1 protein-coding gene is annotated in these 1,476 nt (G+C 60.9%); it reads right to left on the bottom strand.

Annotated features, from left to right (window positions below; genetic code table 11):
• Positions 1-8 precede the first annotated feature (8 nt).
• Positions 9-1,355 (bottom strand): IS4 family transposase, encoded by a 1,347-nt coding sequence (locus J8I87_RS43905; protein WP_209938886.1) that lies wholly within the window; start codon positions 1,353-1,355, stop codon positions 9-11.
• Positions 1,356-1,476: the final 121 nt, after the last annotated feature.

Genomic DNA, 1,476 nt, shown 5'->3' on the forward strand with positions numbered 1-1,476 from the left:
CCATCTCGTTATACAGAAGTGTCGTACCCGTTGCGCAGGATCTGGATGGTGATCACCGCATCCATGACACGCTGCATGCCAATCCACAGTGTCTTCGCGCCGGGTTCACCATCGCCCTTGCGTCCGAGGAATCCACCCAGTGACGCGATCATCCGTATCATCTGGTTAAGCGTCGGTGGTTTTTTCGGGCGGGGTTTCTTTGAGAGCACGTGAGCGCCGTGTATCTCGTCAGCCTCAAAGAACAGCGAAGCATCCAGGTCCGGACAGGTCCTGCCCAGCCGCATGAGCCGTGCGATACGCCAGGACACCACCATATACAGCACAAGCGCCTTCTCGACGCGCTCCATCTGCGAAAGCTGCAACGTTTCAACCCGGCAGGCGTTCTTCAACACATTGAAGAACATCTCGATCTCCCACCTCGCGCGGTACCAGTCAATCAGTTCGGTGAGCGCATGTGCATCGGGCACTTCGCGATTGCTCAGCAGGCGCCAGACGACGGGCTTTACACCAGTGGGCGCATTCACTTCACATGCTTCAATGCAGCTCAGCTCGACGTCGCCGCGCCCGGGTAACGTCACGCGCTGTGCGCGTAGCTCCTGCGTCACTTCACGCGCCTTCTGGCCCGCCCGCCCGGGCAGCACGAAGCTGATATGACCGAGCACCTCGCTCGCGTGTACCGTCTCCCACAGTTTTGCTTCGCCCTCTAGTGCGCGGTTGTGCTGGGAGCGGATCAGCCAGTCGGCCGGTTCGCCCAACTCCTGCGCACGCTGCATGAGCGCGGCGATATCACCTTCGCGATCGGCCACATATACCAGCCGCGTGCCCGGCATGACTGCCGCCTGCTGCGCTACGATCTCGTAGCTTTCGATCCATCGAACGCTCTCGCATACGCCGCCACGCTGGCCGTTTTCGTCGCGCGGCTCGCGTGCCCACATCCAGGCGTTCATGACACCCAGCGCCTCGCGATCCGGTGTGACCGCATAGGTCGCGTGAAGATACATGCCCACCTGCGCTTCGTAACTGAGCGGGCCCGCCCCCTCGATGTCCTGGCCGTTGAAGTTCAGCTCGGTCGTGTCAGCCACGCACAGGACTACCGGTGACTCTCCCATGCGCACAGCGGTGCGCTCCCAGTGCGGCTGCATCATGTCGCGCCAGTCGATGTGCTCATTGCCCAGAAAGCGGTACGCCGCCATGGTCTCGGCCCAGCCCTCACAGGCACCCGGAATACTGGCCGTGGGACGCGCGGCAAACCGCTTTAGTAATTCCTTCGCGCGACGATCCCGTCTCGGGTCACCCAGATCCAGTGTTTCAAATTCCTCGTCCACCCACGCTCCCGGCTCATTACGAATCTGCATTCGAAAAGTCGAGAGTAAACGCGAAATTCCGACCGTTAACAACCCCCGTCACGCCGGTGCATCGCGCAATGCGCTTTCGGACAAACGTCTGCTACTGCGCCACTTCTGTATAACGAGATGC

This window comes from Paraburkholderia sp. LEh10, from assembly GCF_017814945.1.
In the GTDB taxonomy this organism is placed as follows: Bacteria; Pseudomonadota; Gammaproteobacteria; order Burkholderiales; family Burkholderiaceae; genus Paraburkholderia.

Excerpts from the sequence above, each read along its gene's own strand:
- J8I87_RS43905 (WP_209938886.1), bottom strand. The coding sequence starts at position 1,355 with ATGCAGATTCGTAATGAGCCGGGAGCGTGGGTGGACGAGGAATTTGAA.